Consider the following 18,894-nt stretch of genomic DNA (forward strand, 5'->3'; position numbering starts at 1 on the left):
TGCAAAGATCCCGGGCCTCTCTCCCGAGAAGCTGGCGCCGGCGCGGGTTGCACCCCGCGCGACTGCCAAGATCCCGGGCGGGTCGCCTAGCGGGCGACCTCGCGGAGGCGGGAGTCGAGGCGGCGGGTCCACCCCTTCGCGTCGAGGTGCTCGAGGAGCGGCACGGCGACCCGACGGGTCGTGCCGAGCGCCTGCCGGGCCTCGCTGAGGGTGAAGGGACCGCCTAGCCCGGCGAGCTCGCGCATCGCGCGGGCCGGCCCGTCGGGCAGGAGGACGACGTCGTCGGGCAGGCGGAGCAGCCGCCCGACCCGGGCGGCGGCGGCCAGCTCGCGCGCACCGAGACCGAGTGCGGAGAGGTCGTCGCGCTCCGGGGCGGCGAAGGGGGACTCCCTCAGCCTCCGCTCGACCTCCGCGACCCCCGCCTCGGCCGGGCCGAGCCCGGCGGGCCCCGCCCGGTGGACGCGGCCCTCCGTGACCTCCAGACCGGCAGCCGCGGCGACGGCGGCGACGAGGGTGTCGGCGTCGGCGGGCAGGCGCAGGCGGTGGGCGAGCTCGGCCACCGGCAGGCCGGCGCTCAGCGGGTCGCGGACGCGCAGCGCGTCGACGAACCGGGGAGCCTCGGCTCGCCACCCGGCCCAGGCGGCCGCGTCGACGACGTGGTCGCCGACGTGGACCTCGTCGGCGCCGGCGGTGCCCAGCCCGAGGCGACCCAGGTGGTCGGCGGGCTGCACGCGGCGCTCGGCGAGACGCAGCGCGCGGGGGTCCGTGGTCGAGAGCGCCTCGCCCCGGGCCATGGCCGCGCCGCGGCGACGCAGGGGGAGCGGGTCGACGTCACGCACCTGGGCGCCCCACGTCCGTCGGCTGCCCGGGTCGCGCAGGACGAGACGGTCGCCCACGCGCCACGGCAGCGCGGGCTCGACGCGCACGCGGGCGTGCTCAGTGCCGAGGGGGCGCACCACCCCTTCGTGATCGGCGGTGCCGACGTGCACCGTGAGCTGCTCGGGCAGGTCCGCGGACTCGACGGCCACGTCGACGGTGCGCGAGAGGACGAAGGCGTCGGGCGTGACGACGACCGCCCCGCGTCCCACCGCGTCGACGTCGACCCGGCGCAGGTTGACCGCCGCCCGGGTGATCCCGGTGAGGCTCTCGTGCCGGGTGTCCTCGCTGTGCAGCCCACGGACGGTGACGGCATGACGCCCCGTGCCCGGGTCGTGCACCTCGAGGTGGTCGCCGACCGAGAGCGTGCCGTGCCCGAGGGTGCCGGTGACGACGGTCCCCGCGCCGCCGATGGTGAAGGAGCGGTCGACCCACAGCCGCACGGGCGCCGCGGGGTCGGGCTCGGGGAGCGCGGTGACCAGGGTCGTCAGGGCGGCCCGCAGGTCCTCGACCCCGAGCCCCGTCGTCGCCGACACGACGACCGAGGGCACGTCCGGCCAGCCCAGCTCGGCGAGGCGGGCGAGCGCCTCGGTGCGCACCGGCTCGGGGTCGGCGAGGTCGCTGCGCGTCACGGCGAGCAGGACGTCGCGGATCCCGAGGGCGGCGACCGCCCCGACGTGCTCGCTCGTCTGCGCCTGCCAGCCCTGGTCGGCGGCGACGACGAGGAGCACCGCGGGGGCCGGCCCGAGCCCGGTGAGCATCGTGCCGATGAAACGTCGGTGCCCCGGCACGTCGACGATCGCGAGGTCGACGTCGTCGCCGAGGCGGGTCCAGGCGAAGCCGAGCTCGATGGTCAGACCGCGCTCGCGCTCCTCGGCGAGCCGGTCGGGGTCACGCCCGGTGAGGGCGCGCACGAGGGTGGATTTGCCGTGGTCGACGTGCCCGGCCGTCGCGAGGACGCGCCTCATCCGGCGAGCGCCTCACGAAGCGCGCGCAGCAGGTCCTCGTCCGCCTCGGACGGGACGCAGCGCAGGTCGACGAGGCCGCGGCCCCCGTCGACGCGGGCGACGACGGCGGGCACGTCGCCGCTCGGCCGGCGCAGCCCGGGCACGAGGTCCGCGGGGATCTCGACGGCGTGGCCGTCGAGCGGCACCCCGGGAGCGCCGCCACCGCCGACCCGCCCGTCGACCGGGACGACCTGCCGACCGAGGGCCTCGGCGAGACGCTCGGTGCGCACCCGCAGGTCGTCCGGGCTGGCGTGCAGGGCCTGCGCGGTCGGGGTGGGCGGGCCGGTGAGGGTCGCCTCGAGCGCGGCGAGGGTGAGCTTGTCGACCCGCACCGCGCGGGCCAGCGGGTGACGACGCAGCCGCTCGACGAGGTCGGCGCGGCCGAGGACGAGCCCGGCCTGCGGGCCGCCGAGGAGCTTGTCCCCGCTCGCGGTCACGAGATGGGCACCACGGCGAAGGGAGGTCGTCGCGTCCGGCTCGTCGGGCAGGGCCGCGTCGGGGGCGAGCAGGCCGGAGCCGATGTCCTCGACGACGGGCACGCCGAGGTCAGCGAGCTCGGCGACGCCGACCGAGCGGGTGAAGCCCTCGACGCGGAAGTTGCTCGGGTGCACCTTGAGGATGCAGCCCGTGTCAGGTCCGATCGCATCGACGTAGTCGCGCAGGTGGGTGCGGTTCGTCGTGCCGACCTCGCGCAGCCGGGCGCCAGTGCTCGCGACGAGGTCGGGCAGGCGGAAGCCGTCGCCGATCTCGACCATCTCGCCCCGGCTGACGACGACCTCGCGGCCGGCGGCGAGCGCGGTCGTGGCGAGGACGAGGGCGGCGGCCCCGTTGTTGACGACGAGCGCGTCACCGGCGTCGGGCACGGCCGAGCGCAGGGCGGCGAGGGCCTGGGCGCCGCGTCGCGAGCGCTGCCCGGTCCCGAGGTCCATCTCGACGTCGACGTACCCGGCGGCATCGACGACGGCCTCGACGGCGCGGGGCGACAGGGGGGCGCGGCCGAGGTTGGTGTGGATGACGACGCCGGTCGCGTTGAGCACGGGGGTCAGGCTGCTCGCCCGGCTCGGCAGCCCGGCGAGCGTCTCGTCGACGACGCGCTCGGGCTCGATCTCGCCGGAGCGGGCGCGCTGCTGGGCGGCGACGACCGCCGCCTTGACCCGCTCGCGGGAGTGCGTGCCCAGCGCGGTGACCACCCGTGGGTCGGCGAGGACGGCGTCGGTGCGCGGCACGCGCCGCCGGGGGTCCTGCGTCATGGTCTCGACCCTACGACGCGGCCCGAGGGCTCCCCCTTCGGGCGGGGTGGCTCACCGCCGCCGGAGGGAGACCCAGCCGTTGGGCTTGGTGCCCTCGCGCTCGTCGCTGTGCGGCACGGTCTCGACGACGGTGTAGCTGCGCCCGTCGAGCTCGACGGTGCCGTCGAGGTCGACCGAGACCCGGCCGTCGGGGGTCTGCAGCCCGGCCCCGTCGTCGGTGACGTTGTAGGCGACGACGCGGGTGCCGTCGACCTTCGTCGGGAGGTTCTGCTTGAGGACGATGGCGTCGGCCATGGGGCTCTCCTGCGGTGCGCTGGGGGTCGAGGTGCTTGTGCTGGTGGACGCGGGGTCCGGCCCGCTGCCGCAGGCGCTCGCCCCGACGAGGAGGGCGAGGCCGGTCGCGATCGCCGCCCACCTCATGGACGGCTCGTGCTGATGTGGCCGAAGTTGTCCTGGAACTCCTCGTAGGTGAGCACGATCGGGTCGTCTCCGGGGCTCCAGGGGTTGGTGAGCTCGAGGTCGCCGCTGTCGGTCACGCCGCTCACCCAGTAGAGGTGGTTCGTCGCGATCGTGTCGTCCTCGTACAGCGGGCGGCCGCCGACGTCGTCGTGCGAGGACAGGAGCACCTGCCCGCCGGTGTCGAGCACCTCGCGGATCTCGTCGGAGTCCGGCGGGGCGTTCCAGTCGAAGATCCCGCTGCTCGTGTTCTCGGTGTCGACGTCCTGGCCGGTGATCGCCTCGAGGGCGCGCTGGGCGGTGTCGTAGTCGAGGTCGCGCCAGTCGCCGCCCATGTGCTGGGCCATCGCCTTCTCGTAGAGCAGCGGCCACAGCTCGCGCTCCGAGGCGCTCGCGTTGTCGGCGAAGACCGGGTCGCCGTCGTCGGCGGGCACGACCGCGTCGACGCGGTAGACAACCGGCTCGCCGTCGACGTAGAGCGTGACGTCGTAGGTGCCGTCGCCGTTGTCGACGACGCCCTGCTCGAGGACCTCGGGGTGGGTCGCGGCGACCGCCTGGAGCGAGGCGATGAACCAGCAGTCGTTGAGGCTGCCCTGCTCGACGTCGGTCGGCGCCACCCCGTCGCGGAAGAGCGGGCCCTCGATCTCGGTGTCGACGGCGTCCTCGGCGTCGGGGTCGAAGTTCGGGTTGTCCTTCTCCTTCGTGCTCCCGCCGGCACCTGCGTCGTCGGCTCCGCCGGCGCCCCCGTCGCGGCCGCCCGGCCCGGCGGGTCCGCCCGGTCCGCCCGGTCCGCCCGGTCCGCGCCCACCGGGGGAGTCGGAGGCGGAGTCCTGCGCGTCGGCCTGGCGCTCGAGCTCGTCCGCGTACGCCCGCACCCGGTCGGCGGCGGCGTGGACGACCCGCTCGGCCGCCGACCACCGGTCGCCGAAAGACGCGAGATCCGGTCCCTGCCAGGCCTCGTCGAGCGTGGCCAGCCCGGCCCGCCCGGTGCGGCACACCTCGTCGAGCCGTTGCTCCGTCGCCCTCAGCTGCGCACCCACCTGGCGCACCCGGGCGACGTCCATCCCGTCGGTGAGCGTCATGACCGGCCTCCCTGCCCTCGTCCCTGCGCAGGCTAGTGGCGGCGTGGTGGGCGCGGCCAGGGCAGGACTCCCCTGCGATAGCGTGAGCGGCGGAGGCGTCTGGGCACCTGGTGGGCTCCCCGGTCTTCAACACCGGTGAGGCCGAGCATCTCGGTCTGGCGGGTTCGATTCCCGTCCGCCTCCGCCAGCCACCACCTGCGAAGGGGGCCCGCCGCCCCCTTCGCCGGAGGGCCCGACCTAGGGTGAGGGCATGGCGGAGCAGCTGCGACTGACCCAGTACGCCCACGGCGGAGGGTGCGCGTGCAAGATCCCGCCCGGTGAGCTCGAGCAGGTCGTCGCCGGCCTGCGCGGGGTGCGCACCGCCTCGACCGCCGAGGTGCTCGTCGGTCTCGACGACGGCGACGACGCGGCCGCCGTACGGGTCGCCGACGGTCTCGCCGCGATCTCCACCGCCGACTTCTTCACCCCCGTCGTCGACGACGCCTACGACTGGGGCCGGATCGCCGCGGCGAACGCGCTCTCCGACGTCTACGCCATGGGTGGCACGCCCGTCATGGCGATCAACCTCGTCGGCTGGCCGCGCGACGTCCTGCCGACCGACCTCCTGACCGAGGTGCTGCGCGGTGGTCTCGACGTCGCGACCCGGGCCGGCTGCCCGGTCATCGGCGGGCACAGCATCGACAACCCCGAGCCGATCTACGGCATGGCCGTCACCGGCACCGCCGACCCGGACCGCCTGCTGCGCAACGACGCCGCGCAGCCCGGGCTGCCGATCAGCCTCACCAAGCCCCTCGGCCTGGGCATCCTCAACAACCGGCACAAGGCGACCGGCGAGCTGAGCGCCGAGGCAGTCGAGGTGATGACGACCCTCAACCGCGAGGCGTCCGAGGCGGCGCTGGCGGCGGGGGTGCGCTCGGCGACCGATGTCACCGGCTTCGGTCTGCTGGGGCACCTCCACAAGCTGTGCCGCGCGAGCGGCGTCGCGGCCGAGATCGACGCGGCGGCGGTGCCGTACGTGAGCGGAGCGCGCGAGGCGCTCGCCGCCGGGCACGTCCCCGGCGGGTCACGGCGCAACCTCGACTGGGTGCGCCCCCACCTCAGCGCCGACGGGGTGAGCGAGGACGAGCTCGTCATGCTCGCCGACGCCCAGACCTCCGGCGGCCTGCTCGTCGTCGGCGAGATCCCCGGCGCCCCCGTCGTCGGCCGCACCGTCGCCGGCGGCGCGCTCGGCGAGGGGATCACCCTCCGGGTGCGCTGACCCCTTCGCGCTCGTCGGCTGGGGCTACGAAACCCTGCCAGCAGCCTTTCGACGTGGGGGGGGCCCCCCGCGCGGGGGGGGGGGCCGGCGCAGCCCGCCCCCCCCCCGGGGGGGGGTGGGGGGGCGGGGGGGGGGCCCGCCCCCCGGGGGGCGCCCGCGCCCCCCCCCCCCCCCCCCCCCCCCCCCCCCCCCCCCCGCCCCCCCCCCCGCGGGGGGGGCCCCCCCCACGTCAAGACCCAGCCAGCAGGGTTTTGTCGGACCGGGGCGAAGGGGGACCGAGCAACAGCTCGTGCAGGAGGGGTCAGGAGCGGGGGCGGGTGCCCGGGAGGTAGCCGACGTCGATGACGGCCTTGACGAAGGGGCGTGCCCGCCGCAGCGTCTCCTCGGCCTCCGGCACCCCGGCCCACAGGCCAGCGGCGGCGGTGTCGGTCTCGCGCTCGACCCGGTCGTAGAGCTCGGCGCCGGCAGCGGTCATCGCGCCGTCCGCGTCGAGCAGCCCGCGCGAGCGCAGCGACTGCGACGCGCTCTCCCAGTCCGAGTCCTCCCAGCCGCGCGTCGTGAGCAGCAGGGAGCGACCGAGCGTGCGCCGACGGATCGCCGGGTCGGGGTGGGGCGCCTCGTGCAGCACGAGGGCCTCGACGGGGGAGAGGTCTGCGAGGACGAGGGCCGCGATGTGCCCGTCGCCCCGGTGCTCGCGCACGACGGTGATCGCGTGCCAGAGCTGCAGGTGCGGCTCGTCCGGCCACGGGTGGGCGGCCCACGCGGCGGCGAGAGGCCGGCCCTCGAAGCGCGCGTCGACGACGCCCGCCCGCAGCGCGCCGACGACGGAGGCGATCTCGGGGTCGGACACGCGCTCGCCGAGGGCGTCGCGCAGCGAGGCGTCGACCGCGCGGGTCCGTCCGGCGTCGGTCTCGTCGAGACCGGTCGACAGCGCCTCGGACCAGCCGAAGGTGATGAGCGCGGGGTTGAAGTTGTAGAAGGTCGCCGCGACCGTCGCCGCCGAGGTCCGGCCCAGCGGTGCCGCCCGCCCCCCGACGTACATGCCGGCCCGCGACAGCCGCAGCGGCACCGACTCGGTCTTGAGGTGCGGGTTGAAGTACGCCAGGACGTGGTACGGCTCGAGCGTCTCGTAGGCAGTGCGGGCCAGCGTCGAAGTCACGTCTGGCACCTTACGGGTCACCCGGGCGGAGGGGGAGGCGGTGGTCTCGAGGCTCAGGCCCGGGGGGCCTTCGCACCTCGACCAGCGAGGAGTCGGGGGCCTTTGCGCTTCGACCACCATGCCCCCCTTCGCCACGTGACCAGCCCCGCCCCATGCCCAATGAGCGCGAATCGCCGCTGCGCGGGGTGCGTAGCGGCGATTCGCGCTCACTCGGGCGACGGGAGAGGGGGGTCAGGCGTCGGCGGTGCGGCCGGCGGGCTTCTTCGTGATGAGGGGGATGGCGGCACCGACGAGGGCGATGATGCCGACGACCGTGTAACCGACGGTGTACGCCTTGTCCTCGCCGACGAGCGCGGAGATGAGCAGCGGGCCGACGACGCCGCCGATGGACCAGCCGATGAGCATGAGGCCGTAGATCCCACCGGCGTTCTTCACGCCGAAGAAGCTGCCGGCGGTCGACGGCATCGTCCCGAAGGCGCCGCCGTAGCAGAGGTAGATGAGCGCGGCGAGGACGTAGAAGATGGCGACGTTGCCGGCGTGCGGGATCGCGATGAGCGCCAGGCCCTGGATCGCGAGGATCCCGACGAAGGCCGTCATCTTGCCGATCTTGTCCGACACGGCGGCCCAGGCGATGCGCCCGACGCCGTTGAAGAGCCCCATGACGCCGACGAGCGTCGCGGCGGCGCCGGCGCTGAAGCCGGCCACGTCGGTCGCGGTGCCCGCGGCGATCGAGATGAGCGAGATGCCCGCGGTGACCGAGATCGTGAGGATGAGGGTGAGGAGGTACCACTGCGGGGTCGACAGCGCCTCGGCCTGCGTGAAGTCGCGCGCCGCGGGGGCGGTGGTGTCCCCCTTCGCCGCGGTGCTCTGCGTCGCCCCGGCGACGGTGTAGCCCTCCGGCGGGTTGCGGAAGACGGAGGCGCCGATGACGCCCGCGACGAGGTAGGCCAGACCGAGCCAGAGGAAGACCTTCGTCGGGTAGCGCTGGTAGTCCTCGCTGCCGGCGATCATCCGCTGGGCGAGGGGGCTGGTGATGACCGCGCCGAAGCCGAAGCCGCCGACCGCGATGCCGGTGATGAGGCCCGTCTTGTCCGGGAACCACTTTTGCAGCATGGCGATCGGGACGATGTAGGCCAGGCCGAGACCGAAGCCGCCGAGCACGCCGTAGCCGAGCACGAGCAGCCACAGGTCGCTGCCGTCTCGCGCGAGGCTGGCCAGCATGATGCCGACCGAGTAGATCGCGACGCCGACGAGCGCCACGGTGCGCGGGCCCCGCTTGTCCTGGATTCGCCCGCCGAGGAAGGTCCCGACGAAGATCATGCCGATGGCGACCTCGAAGGGGATCGCGGCCTGCACCTTGGAGATGTCGAAGGCCGAGCCGTCCGCCTGGAGCGCCTTGGCGAAGGTGCTCCACGCGTAGACGGCGCCGATGGCGAGCTGGACGAGGACGCCTCCGACGAGGATGAGCCAGCGGTTGCCCCCTGCGCTCGTGGTGGTGGAGCGTGGCGTGGTGGCAGGGGTGCTCATGACGACTCCTTCTCAGGTGGCGGTGGCGCGCTCAGCGCGCCGTGGTGATGCTGTCGTGGACGACGCCGCGAGCGCGACGCTCCTCGAGGCGGGCCTTCTGCGTGGCGACCGTGTGGCGGGGGTCCTTCGCCGACTCGATCCCGGCCTCGACGACGGCGAAGCGGGTGAGCGCGGAGGCGGTGGCCAGGGCCAGCCCGCTCGCGACCGCGACGGTGCGCGAGCGGCGGGCGAGCAGCGAGCCGACGCCGCCGGCGATCGTGAGGACCTTCGCCGCGCGCATCATCGCGCCCGGTCGGCCGTGGTGGATCGTGTCGTCGATGTCGAGCTCGCGGAGCCGACGCTCGACGGCCTCGGTGGCGACGAGGTCGCCGACCGCGCCGAGCACCGCGAGGCGCTGGACCGGCCGGGTCTGGGAGGTCGGGGTGAGGACGAGCTGCAGGCCCGAGGAGGCCATCGCCGCGGAGGAGACGAAGACGAAGGGGAGGGTGCGCCGCGACTCGAGCCACACGGGCGTGGCGGTGTCGGAGAGCAGGACGGCGGTGTACGCCGCGAGCGGCGGCCCGAAGGCGAAGCTGCCGAGCGAGCCGATCGTCTCGAGCGGGCGCACGACGCCGCCGAGGACGGGCAGGCCGCGACCGCCGCTGCGCCCGCCGAGCATCCGGTCGACCTCGGCCGCGGTGCTCAGCGCCCCGAAGGCGGAGAAAGCCGAGAAGATCCACGTGCCGACCGACATCGGCGAGGTGAGCTTGACCGTGCGCAGCATGTTGATGAAGCGCTCGGGCCGGCCGAGGTCGGAGACGAGCAGCCCGCCGCTCACGGCGACGGCCGTCATCGAGGTGAGCCGCGCGTTGCGGCGCAGCGCCTCCAGCCCGACGGCGTGGGCCGCGGCGCCGATCATGCCCGAGCCGGCGGCGACGCCACCGGTGAAGAGGTAGGCGGGGATCTCGTGCTTCCACGGCACCGGCTTGATGACCGGCTGCCCGTAGTAGCTGCGGAACTCCGCGTCCGGCACGACCGCCTGCTCGCCGCGCCCGCGCTGCCGCCCGGAGAGCCAGTCGCTGCCGCGAGCCGCGAGACCGCGCGGGTCGCGGTGCTCGCCGGCCCGGCGGCGCTCGCGCCGGCCCTGGGTCTCCGGTGGGCGATAGCTGTCGAAGGCGCTCGTGCTCATCGGCGCGCCCCGACGAAGGACACGGCTGCGGCGCCGAGGAGCCCCAGCGCGGCCAGACCGGCCTTGCGGAACATCTCGGGCAGGTGCGCGGTCGGCACGACCGGGTCCGGCGGCAGGCCGTAGACCTCGGGCTCGTCGAGGAGCAGGAAGACCGAGCCGGTCCCGCCGACGCCGTCCTGGTCGTTGGCGCCGTACAGGCGTGCCTCGGTGAAGCCCTGGGAGTGCAGCTGGGTGACGCGCTCCTGGGCCGAGGCCACCATGTCGTCGTGGTCGCCGAACTTGATCGAGGTCGTCGGGCAGGTCTGCGCGCAGGCCGGGGTCTGGTCGTGACCGAGACGGTCGTAGCAGAGCGTGCACTTCTGGGCGACGCCGATGTTGGGCACGTGGTCGTGAGCGCCGCTGCCGCGCGGGTCCTCGACACCGCTCTCGTCACGGCGGCCGATGACCCCGAAGGGGCAGCCGCCGACGCAGTAGCCGCAGCCGTTGCAGACGTCGGGCTGGACGACGACGGTGCCGAACTCCGTGCGGAAGAGCGCTCCGGTCGGGCAGACGTCGAGGCAGCCGGCATGCGTGCAGTGCTTGCACACGTCGGAGGCCATGAGCCAGCGGAACTCCGGCAGCGGGCCGACCTTCGGCTGGCCGTCGACGGTGGTGCCGAAGGGGGACCCGCCGTTCGTCGACGGGGTGATGCCCTCCTGCGCCCCCTTCGCGGCGAGCATGTCCGACAGCGCCGGGCCGTGGTCCTCGACGGGCGCGGGCAGGCTGCCGTACCCGGCGGGGGTGCCGCCGCGGGCGGGCTGCGGGGCGGGGGCCCCGATGCTCGGCATGCCGAGGTCGACGAGCGCCTTGCCGGAGGCCCGGGCCGCCTCGATGCGCTCCTGGCCCTGCTCGACGAAGGCGACGTGGCGCCACGTGCTCGCGCCGAGGTCACCGGTGTTGTCGTAGGAGTTGCCGGACAGGCCCAGCCCGTCCATGGGCACGGCGTTCCACTCCTTGCACGCCACCTCGCAGGCCTTGCAGCCGATGCAGATGGAGGTGTCGGTGAAGAAGCCCTTGCGGGACGGCGGGTCCACCCAGCCGGCGTCCTGCGCGACGTCGGTGGCACCGGAGAGCTGCTCGGTCAACCAGGTCACGTGTCCTCCTGCTCGATGATCTCGACGACGTCCTCGGCGACCCGGGCGTTGCCGGTCTCGGTCGTGGCGCCGGCGAGCGACTGGTACTCCGCGACGAGCCGCAGCAGGTCGTCGCCCTGGGGGCGGCGACCGGGGCGGATGTCGCACGAGCCGACCTTGCTCTCCTGGATCTGGACGTTGGGGTCCAGGGCCAGGCCGAGCAGGTCGTTGGCGGCGTCGCCCTCGACGACGGCGTCACGGCCGACGCCCCAGTGGTAGGGCAGGCCGATCTGGTGCACGGTGCGCCCGCCGGCGAGCAGCGGTCGCATGCGGTCGGTGACGAGCACCCGGGCCTCGATGGCCGAGCGCGCGGAGATGATCGTCGCCCAGTCGCCGTTGGTCAGGCCCCGCTCCTGCGCCAACGCGGGGCTGACCTCGCAGAACATCTCCGGCTGGAGCTCGGAGAGGTAGGGCAGCCACCGGCTCATGCCGCCGGCCGTGTGATGCTCGGTGAGCCGGTAGGTCGTGAAGACGAAGGGGTAGACCCCGCTGCCCGGCTCGTCGCCCGAGGGCGCCCACAGGTTGTCCTTGCGCGGGAAGAGCACCCGCCCGGGGTTGCGCTGCTGGGGGTAGAGCGGGTTGACGACGGGTGACTCCTGCGCCTCGTAGTGCGTGGGGAGCGGGCCGTCGACCATCCCCTTCGGCGCGTAGAGCCAGCCCTTGCCGTCCGCCTGCATGATGAAGGGGTCGTCGCCGGCGATCGCCGCGGGACCACCGACGCCGGGGTCGGGCCGGAAGGACGGGTCGCGGTCGACGGGGAAGTCCGGGACGTCCTTGCCGACCCACCTGCCCTGCTCCGCGTCCCACCAGATGTACTTCTTGCGCTCGCTCCACGGACGACCCTCGGGGTCGGCGGAGGCGCGGTTGTAGAGGATGCGCCGGTTCATCGGCCAGGCCCAGCCCCAGTCCTTGGCGACCTCGTCCTGCTCCTGGCCCGGCACACGGTCCGCGGAGTGGTTGACGCCGCCGGCGTAGACGCCGGAGTAGATCCAGCAGCCGCCGGAGGTCGAGCCGTCGGCCTTCATCTCGTTGAAGGTCGACAGCGGCTGACCCGCCTTGTCGCCGGTGAGGTGCATGCCGTTGATCTCGCGCAGCACGGCCTCGCCGTCGATCTCGCCCTCCTCGTCCTTGGGGTAGTCCCAGGTGAGGTCGAGCAGCGGGCGGTCGCGCTCGTCGGTGGACCCAGCGAGACGCTCGCGGATGCGCACCCCGAGCTCGTAGAAGAACTCGAGCTCGCTCTGGCAGTCGCCCGGCGGCATGACCGCGCGGTGGCGCCACTGGAGCAGGCGCTGGGTCTGGGTGAAGGTGCCGGCCTTCTCGACGTGCGTGGCCGCGGGGAAGAAGAAGACCTCGGTGTCGATGTCCTCGGTGCGCAGCTCGCCGGTCGCGATCTCCGGCGCGTCCTTCCAGAAGGTCGCCGACTCGATCATCTGCAGGTCGCGCACGACGAGCCACTTCAGGTGCGACATCGCCAGGCGCTGCATCCGGCCGTGGGCGGACCCGACCGCGGGGTTCTGGCCGAGGAGGAAGTAGCCCTCGACCTTGTCCTCGAGCATGTCCATCGCCGTCTGGTACGTGCCGTGAGGACCGTTGATCTTCGGCAGGTAGTCGAAGGCGAAGTCGTTCTCCGGGGTGGCGGCGTCGCCCCACCACGACTTGAGCAGGCTCGCGGTGTAGGCGTCGGCGTTGGTCCAGAAGCCCTTCTGCAGCGGTGACGCGATCGAGGACAGGTACTCCTCGTAGCTGTCGTGCTGACCGGCCGCGGGCATCGGCAGGTATCCCGGCAGGAGGTTGAAGAGCGTCGGGATGTCGGTGCTGCCCTGGATGCTCGCGTGACCGCGCAGCGCCATGATGCCGCCGCCGGGGCGGCCGACGTTGCCCATGAGCAGCTGGAGGATCGCGGCGGTGCGGATGAACTGCGCGCCGAGGGAGTGCTGGGTCCAGCCCACCGCGTACGCGAAGCACGTCGTGCGCTCGCGCCCGGAGTTCTCCACGATCGCGTCGGCGATCTCGTGGAACTGCTCCGGGCGGATGCCGCACACCTCCTGGACCATCTCGGGCGTGTAGCGCTGGTAGTGCCGCTTGAGCACCTGGAAGACCGAGCGGGGGTGCTGCAGGGTCTCGTCGCGCTCGACCTTCGCGTGCTCGAGCGGGGCGCCGTGACCACCGGTCTCGTCGCCCGCGGCGCGGGCCGACTTGCTCGACCCGTGCTCGCTCGTGCCGTCGGGGCCCTCGACCTCGCCGTCGGCGCTCTCGCCCTCGGCGGGGTCCTCGCGCTCGGCGTAGGCCCACGTCGACATGTCGTAGTGGCCGGTCTTCGGGTCGTACCCGGAGAAGACGCCGTCGAGGTCCTCGGTGTCGCGGAAGTCGTCGCTCACGAGCGTCGCGGCGTTGGTGTACGCCACGACGTAGTCACGGAAGTAGAGGTCCTTGCTGAGGACGTGGTTGATGAGCGCGCCGAGCAGCACGACGTCGCTGCCCGCACGGATCGGGACGTGCGTGTCCGCGATCGCCGAGGTGCGGGTGAAGCGCGGGTCGACGTGGATGACCCGTGCGCCGCGGGCCTTGGCCTCGGAGACCCACTGGAAGCCCACGGGGTGGCACTCGGCCATGTTCGAGCCCTGGATGATGATGCAGTCGGCGTTGGCCATGTCCTGCAGGTACTGCGTGGCGCCACCGCGACCGAAGGAGGATCCCAGACTGGGAACCGTGGAGCTGTGTCAAACACGCGCCTGGTTCTCGATCTGGATCGCTCCCGCGGCCGTGAAGAGCTTCTTGATGAGGTAGTTCTCCTCGTTGTCGAGGGTCGCTCCTCCGAGCGCTGCGATGCCCATCGTGCGACGCAGCCGCCGGCCCTGCTCGTCGTGCTCCTGCCAGCCCGCGGCCCGCGAGGCCATGAAGCGGTCGGCGACCATGTCGATGGCGTCGTCACGGTCGATCGGGCTCCAGTCGCTCGCGCCCGGCGCGCGGTAGAGCACCTGCTTCTGCCGCGAGGGCGAGTTGACGAGCTGCTCGCTCGCCGCCCCCTTCGGGCACAGCCGGCCACGGCTGATCGGCGAGTCCTTGTCGCCCTCGATCTGGACGACCTTCTCGTCCTTGACGAAGACGCGCTGACCGCAGCCGACGGCGCAGTAGGGGCACACGCTCTGCACGACGCGGTCGGCCGTCGACGTGCGCGGCTCGATCTCGCGGGTGCGCTTGCTCTGCACCGACTTCCCTCGGCCCAGGTAGTCGCCGGTCCGTAGCTGTCGTACGACCGGCCAGTCGAGCGGGGTGATGGCCATGGGAGCCTCCGTCGGGCGTCGGTGCTGGTGCTCCACGTCACTCTCGCACACGGCGCTCGCACCGTCGCTGGCGGCAGGGCCCCCCTTCGGGTGTGTCGAAGGGGGGCGACCTCGGCGCCCGGACAAGGGGGGCGTCGGGCCCCCCACCTAGGCCGATGTCGGTGGCATGGTGGGACGGCCGCGTCCGCGGCGTGCCGGACCCCCCAGGAGAGGACGCCCCGTGACGGATCGGAGCACCACGATGACCGTGACCCTGACGGTCGACGGCCGCAGCCACGAGATCGAGGTCGAGCCGCGCACGACGCTGCTCGACACCCTGCGCGAGCGGCTCGGGGTGACGAGCGCGAAGAAGGGCTGCGACCACGGCCAGTGCGGCTCGTGCACGGTGCTCCTCGACGGCCGCCGGCACCTCACCTGCCTCACCCTCGCCGTGCAGCAGGACGACGCCGAGATCACGACCGCCGCCGGGCTCGCGGGCGTCGACGCGACGGCGCACGGCGACCCCTCGCTCACCGCGCTCGACGAGGCCGAGCTGCACCCGGTGCAGCAGGCCTTCGTCGACCGCGACGCCCTGCAGTGCGGCTACTGCACGCCCGGTCAGGTCTGCAGCGCCGTCGGGGTGCTCGACGAGATCGCGCAGGGCCATGCCAGCCACGTCACCGACGACCTCGAGGAGGGGCTGGACGGCGGGGCACCTCTGACGCGCGACGAGATCCGCGAGCGGATGAGCGGCAACCTGTGCCGCTGCGGGGCCTACCCGAACATCGTCGACGCGATCTGCCAGGCCGCGGGCGACCCGCCGCCGGACCGGGTGGCCGAGGCCGAGATCGTCTCCGGCGCGGGCGACGGGGGCGCGCGATGAACCCCTTCGCCTACGAGCGGGCCACCGACCCGGCCGACGCCGTCGCACGCCACGGCGGCGACCCCGACGTCGCGTACGTCGACGGCGGCAGCAACCTGCTCGACCACCTCAAGCTCGGGATCCGCACGCCGTCGCGTCTCGTCGACGTCGGGCACCTCGGGCTCGACGAGATCACGCCGACGCAGGACGGCGGGCTGCGCATCGGCACCAACGTGCGCAACAGCGACCTCGCCGCCCACCCCGCGATCCGCCGCGACCACCCCCTCGTCGCGCGGGCCCTGCTCGCCGGTGCCTCGGGCCAGCTGCGTCACCAGGCGAGCACCGGCGGCAACCTGCTCCAGCGCACGCGGTGCGTGTACTTCCAGGACCTCACGACGCCGTGCAACAAGCGCGAGCCGGGCACCGGGTGCTCGGCCGACCACGACGAGGCGCGCACGCGGGAGAACGCCCTCCTCGGCACGAGCGAGCACTGCGTCGCGGTGCACCCCGGCGACCTCGCGGTCGCGCTGCGCGCGCTCGACGCCGTCGTCGTCGTGCGCGGCTCGGGCGGCGAGCGCCGGGTCCCGATCGGCGAGCTGCACCGGCTGCCCGGCGACCGGCCGGATCTCGACACGACCCTCGAGCACGGCGAGCTCATCACCGCCGTCGAGCTCGCACCCCCGACGTCTGGCGCCGTCGCGACGTACGTCAAGGTGCGCGACCGGGCGTCGTACGCCTTCGCGCTCGTCTCCGTCGCCGCCGAGCTCGTCACCGACGGCGAGACGATCTCGCACCTGCGGCTCGCGTGGGGCGGCGTCGCCCACGCCCCGTGGCGCCCGACCGGCGTCGAGACCGCTCTCGTCGGCGGGCCCGTCGACACCGAGGCAGTCCTCGCCGCGTGCGAGGAGGAGCTGGGCCAGGCCCGCACCTGGCCGGGCAACGCCTTCAAGGTCCCCCTCCTCGCCCGCACCACCGCCCACGCGATCGAGCAGCTCGCGACCCGTCCGGCAGGAGCCGCAGCATGAGCACCGACGACTCCGGCGAGCGCCTCGCCCCGCTCACGCCCTCGGAGATGGGCAGCGACGTCGCCCGCGACGACGCCCGTCTCAAGGTCACCGGCACCGCGCCCTACGCCGTCGAGCACCCGGTCGAGGACCCCCTCTACGCGGTGCTCGTCGGGGCCCCCTTCGCCCTGGGGTCGGTGACCGTCGACGCCTCCGAGGCGCTCGCCGCGCCCGGCGTGCACTCGGTCGTCGACCACACCAACGCCCCCCGGCTCGAGGGCGTCGACGACCTCGAGATGGACCTGCTCCAGTCCGGGCGGGTCGACTACCACGGCCAGGTCGTCGCGATCGTGCTCGGGGAGTCGCTCGCCGCGGCCCGGCACGGGGCGCACCTCGTGCGCGTCGACGGGGCGCAGCGCGAGGCGGCGACCCGCTTCGAGATCGGGCAGGCCCGGCGCAAGCCGGACGAGGTCAACGCCGGCTTCCCCACCGACTCCGAGACCGGTGACGTCGACGCGGCAGTCGCGCAGGCCGCGACGACCGTGCAGCAGACCTACGTCACCCCGCTCGAGCACAACAACCCCATGGAGCCGCACGCGGCGACCGCCACGTGGCGCGAAGGGGGTGACGGTCCCGTCCTCGAGATGACCGTCTCGACCCAGTCGGCGCCGGGTGTCGTCTCGACCCTCGCCCCCCTCCTCGGGCTCGAGCCCGAGCAGGTGCGCGTGCGGGCGCCGCACGTCGGCGGCGGCTTCGGCAGCAAGGGGCTGCCCCACCCGCCGGACCTCGCGGCCGCCATGGCGGCGCGCACCGTGCCCGGTCGACCGGTGCGACTGGCCGTCACCCGGCAGCAGATGTTCGCGCTCACCGGGTACCGCTCGATCACCGCCTCGCAGGTGCGGCTCGCGGCCCAGGAGGACGGCACCCTCACGGGGATCGAGCACGCCTCCTTCACCCCGTCGAGCCGGGTGAAGGAGTACGCCGAGCAGACCTCGGTCTCGACGCGCTCGCTGTACGCGGCGCCCAACCGGCGCACGAGCCACCGGCTCCAGGACCTCGACGTCGCGATCCCGTCGTGGATGCGGGCGCCGGGCGTCTTCCCGGGGGTCTTCGCCCACGAGGTCGCGATGGACGAGCTGGCCGTCGACCTCGGCGTGGACCCCGTCGAGCTGCGCCGTCGCAACGACACGGACGTCGACCCGGACTCTGGCGACCCCTTCAGCGAGCGGCGCCTGCTCGAGTGCTTCGACCGCGGGGCCGAGCTCTTCGGGTGGAGCGGTCCGCAGGAGCCGCGCTCGCGGGTCGAGGGCGACTGGCTCCTCGGCAGCGGCGTCGCGACCGCGACCTACCCGGGTGAGTCCATGCCCGGCAACCAGGCCTGCGTCACCGTCCTCGACGACGGGCGCTACGAGGTCTCCATCGCCGCCACCGACATCGGGACCGGCGCGTGGACGGTCCTGCGGCTCGTCGCGGCAGACGCCCTCGGCGTGCCGCGCGACCAGGTCGAGATGCGCATCGGCGACAGCTCGCTGCCCCCCGCCTCGGTCGCCGGTGGGTCGGCGGGCACCTCGTCGTGGGGCACGGCGATCACGGGTGCTGCCCGCGCGCTGCACGACAAGTTCGGTGACGACCCCGCCCCGGGATCGTCGGTGACCACGCCCGCCCCGGACGACCCGGGCGAGGAGGGGTACGTCACCCAGTCGTACGGGGCGGTCTTCGCCGAGGTCGGCGTGCACCGGTGGACCGGCGAGGTGCGTGCCCGCCGGCTGCTCGGGGTCTACTCCGCCGGGCGTGTGCTCAACCCGCGCGGTGCCCGCTCCCAGCTCGTCGGCGGGATGGTCATGGGGCTCGGCGCGGCGCTGCACGAGGAGTCGGTGCGCGACCCCCGCTTCGGGCACGTCGTCACCCAGGACCTCGCGAGCTATCACGTGCCCGCGCACGCCGACGTGCTCGACGTCGAGGCGCACTGGTTGCAAGGCCGCGACGACGTGATGAACCCGATGGGCTCGCGCGGCATCGGCGAGATCGGCATCACGGGAGTGGCCCCTGCGGTCGTCAACGCGGCCTACGCGGCGACGGGGGTGCGGGTGCGCGAGCTGCCGCTCACCCCGGACCACTTCCTGTGACGGACGGCGCGGCCAGGGCCAGCGTCGTCGGGCTCGTCCTCGCCGCCGGCTCGGGTCGGCGGATGGGCGGGCCGAAGGCGCTCGCCCGCACGCCGTCCGGCGAGCTGCTGCTCGACCGGGCCGTGCGCACCGTGCGGGCGGGCGGGTGCGCCCAGGTCGTCGTCGCCCTCGGCGCCGGTGCCGACGAGGCACGCGCCCAGGCGCAGACGCTGGCCGAGCCCGGGACCACCGTCGTCGACGTGCCCGACCACGGCACCGGGATGGCGGCCTCGCTGCGCTCCGGCCTGGGCGCCGCCGAGGGGCTCGACCCGGACGCCGTGCTCATCACCCTCGTCGACCTGCCCGACGTGACACCCGACGTCGTCACCCGCGTCGTCGGCGAGGGCCCCCACGACGACGCGCTCCGACGGGCCACCTACGACGGCCGACCGGGTCACCCGGTCCTCCTCGGGAGGGTGCACGTCACCCCCTTCGTCGAGAGCCTCTCGGGCGACGAAGGGGGACGCCGCTACCTCGTCGGGGCGGGCTGCGAGGGCGTGCCGTGCGCGGATCTCGCGACCGGGCAGGACGTCGACACCCCCGAGGAGCTCGGCCGGGTGCCGTGAGTCACGACGAGCACGGACGTCGTCATCTCGGTGTCGGTGGGGGCTCGTAAGGTCGGCGGACAGCCCGACGACGGGGGCT

Annotated in this window: 14 protein-coding genes and 1 tRNA gene; 6 read left to right on the top strand and 9 right to left on the bottom strand. The window is 74.1% G+C overall.

The features are described 5' to 3' along the window. Positions 1 to 86: 86 nt before the first annotated feature. From LIV55_RS07640 to LIV55_RS07655, 4 genes are read right to left on the bottom strand one after another with little or no spacing between them, the layout of a single operon-like run. A complete protein-coding gene (locus LIV55_RS07640; protein ID WP_229299817.1) occupies positions 87 to 1,844 on the bottom strand; it encodes a SelB domain-containing protein in 1,758 nt (585 codons plus the stop codon). Beyond that, the gene (gene selA, locus LIV55_RS07645) at positions 1,841 to 3,133 is read right to left on the bottom strand and encodes an L-seryl-tRNA(Sec) selenium transferase (protein ID WP_229299818.1); all 1,293 of its coding nucleotides are present in this window, start codon (positions 3,131 to 3,133) and stop codon (positions 1,841 to 1,843) included. Before selA ends, LIV55_RS07640 begins: the two co-directional genes overlap by 4 nt. Positions 3,134 to 3,184: 51 nt before the next feature. Next, positions 3,185 to 3,553: a hypothetical protein gene (locus tag LIV55_RS07650; protein WP_229299819.1), complete on the bottom strand. Its 369-nt coding sequence runs from the start codon at positions 3,551 to 3,553 to the stop codon at positions 3,185 to 3,187. Then, positions 3,550 to 4,671 (bottom strand): C2 family cysteine protease, encoded by a 1,122-nt coding sequence (locus LIV55_RS07655; RefSeq protein WP_229299820.1) that lies wholly within the window; start codon positions 4,669 to 4,671, stop codon positions 3,550 to 3,552. Before LIV55_RS07655 ends, LIV55_RS07650 begins: the two co-directional genes overlap by 4 nt. A gap of 91 nt (positions 4,672 to 4,762) precedes the next feature. Between LIV55_RS07655 and LIV55_RS07660 the strand changes: the two genes are divergently transcribed. Then, positions 4,763 to 4,858 (top strand) — tRNA-Sec (locus LIV55_RS07660). Between the two features lie 63 nt (positions 4,859 to 4,921). Next, entirely contained in the window at positions 4,922 to 5,929 is a 1,008-nt protein-coding gene (selD, locus tag LIV55_RS07665) for a selenide, water dikinase SelD (RefSeq protein WP_229299821.1), read from the top strand. Positions 5,930 to 6,230: 301 nt separating this feature from the next. Here the strand turns inward: selD and LIV55_RS07670 are convergent, their stop codons facing one another. The 5 genes from LIV55_RS07670 to fdh form a co-directional block, all read right to left on the bottom strand. Then, on the bottom strand, positions 6,231 to 7,088 hold the full coding sequence (locus LIV55_RS07670) for an SCO6745 family protein (RefSeq protein ID WP_229299822.1): 858 nt from the start codon (positions 7,086 to 7,088) through the stop codon (positions 6,231 to 6,233). Between the two features lie 231 nt (positions 7,089 to 7,319). Then, the gene (locus tag LIV55_RS07675) at positions 7,320 to 8,615 is read right to left on the bottom strand and encodes an L-lactate MFS transporter (RefSeq protein ID WP_123092987.1); all 1,296 of its coding nucleotides are present in this window, start codon (positions 8,613 to 8,615) and stop codon (positions 7,320 to 7,322) included. A gap of 31 nt (positions 8,616 to 8,646) precedes the next feature. After that, positions 8,647 to 9,783, bottom strand: coding sequence for an NrfD/PsrC family molybdoenzyme membrane anchor subunit (gene nrfD / locus LIV55_RS07680; RefSeq protein WP_229299823.1), 1,137 nt, complete (start codon positions 9,781 to 9,783; stop codon positions 8,647 to 8,649). Continuing rightward, positions 9,780 to 10,916, bottom strand: coding sequence for a 4Fe-4S dicluster domain-containing protein (locus LIV55_RS07685; protein WP_229299824.1), 1,137 nt, complete (start codon positions 10,914 to 10,916; stop codon positions 9,780 to 9,782). The genes nrfD and LIV55_RS07685 overlap by 4 nt, the downstream gene beginning before the upstream one ends. Further along, a complete protein-coding gene (gene fdh / locus LIV55_RS07690) occupies positions 10,913 to 14,239 on the bottom strand; it encodes a formate dehydrogenase (protein ID WP_229299825.1) in 3,327 nt (1,108 codons plus the stop codon). The genes LIV55_RS07685 and fdh overlap by 4 nt, the downstream gene beginning before the upstream one ends. Before the next feature lie 241 nt (positions 14,240 to 14,480). On the opposite strand from fdh, the gene LIV55_RS07695 reads away from it, so the two are divergent. The 4 genes from LIV55_RS07695 to LIV55_RS07710 are packed head-to-tail and all read left to right on the top strand — an operon-like array spanning position 14,481 to position 18,815. Beyond that, positions 14,481 to 15,101 carry a (2Fe-2S)-binding protein gene (locus tag LIV55_RS07695; RefSeq protein WP_229299826.1) on the top strand — a complete coding sequence of 207 codons (621 nt, stop codon included), beginning with the start codon at positions 14,481 to 14,483 and terminating at the stop codon, positions 15,099 to 15,101. Beyond that, entirely contained in the window at positions 15,098 to 16,105 is a 1,008-nt protein-coding gene (locus LIV55_RS07700; RefSeq protein ID WP_191564294.1) for an FAD binding domain-containing protein, read from the top strand. Before LIV55_RS07695 ends, LIV55_RS07700 begins: the two co-directional genes overlap by 4 nt. Next, the gene (locus LIV55_RS07705) at positions 16,102 to 18,210 is read left to right on the top strand and encodes a xanthine dehydrogenase family protein molybdopterin-binding subunit (protein WP_229299827.1); all 2,109 of its coding nucleotides are present in this window, start codon (positions 16,102 to 16,104) and stop codon (positions 18,208 to 18,210) included. Before LIV55_RS07700 ends, LIV55_RS07705 begins: the two co-directional genes overlap by 4 nt. Then, the gene (locus LIV55_RS07710) at positions 18,207 to 18,815 is read left to right on the top strand and encodes a nucleotidyltransferase family protein (RefSeq protein ID WP_229299828.1); all 609 of its coding nucleotides are present in this window, start codon (positions 18,207 to 18,209) and stop codon (positions 18,813 to 18,815) included. The genes LIV55_RS07705 and LIV55_RS07710 overlap by 4 nt, the downstream gene beginning before the upstream one ends. The last annotated feature ends 79 nt before the right edge of the window (positions 18,816 to 18,894 follow it).

The sequence above is a fragment of the Janibacter melonis genome, assembly GCF_020567375.1.
Taxonomy (GTDB): domain Bacteria; phylum Actinomycetota; class Actinomycetes; order Actinomycetales; family Dermatophilaceae; genus Marihabitans; species Marihabitans melonis.